Source organism: Campylobacter concisus (assembly GCF_002913045.1).
Lineage (GTDB): Bacteria > Campylobacterota > Campylobacteria > Campylobacterales > Campylobacteraceae > Campylobacter_A > Campylobacter_A concisus_AP.
The window spans coordinates 1-458 of record NZ_PPAF01000016.1 but is presented as its reverse complement, the minus strand read 5'-3'; the positions used below and the strand labels follow the sequence as shown (position 1 = coordinate 458).

1 pseudogene is annotated in these 458 nt (G+C 41.3%); it reads left to right on the top strand.

Going from position 1 to position 458, the window contains the following annotated elements:
* Positions 1 to 60: 60 nt before the first annotated feature.
* Positions 61 to 458 (top strand): annotated as a pseudogene (locus CYP43_RS02120) (aminotransferase class I/II-fold pyridoxal phosphate-dependent enzyme); the annotation flags it as partial.

Genomic DNA, 458 nt, shown 5'->3' with positions numbered 1-458 from the left:
CGCAAAAGAGAGTGGCGCTGAGATAACATGGCTTGGAAGCTATTTAAACGGAGATGAGTAATGAAATTTAATGACTTTTTAGATGATCTAGTAAATTACGAGGCTGGAATGCCAATCGAGCTTGTAGTTAGAGAATTTGGTATCTAGGCAAAAGATGTAATCAAGCTAGCTAGGAACGAAAACCCTTTTGGTACGAGCAAACGCGCAGAGGAGACGCTAAAAGAGGTCGCTAAAAAAGCGCATCTCTATCCAGACGATAGTTACTTTGAGCTACAAGAAGGGCTGGCTAAGAAATTTGGCGTAACTAGCAAAAATTTAATCATCGGCTCTGGAAGTGACCAGATCATAGAATACGCACTTCACGCAAAGACAAATAAGCAAAGTGGCGCTTTGATGGCTGGCGTGACATTTGCGCTGTATGAACTTTATGCAAAACACATTGGAGATAAAATTTACCG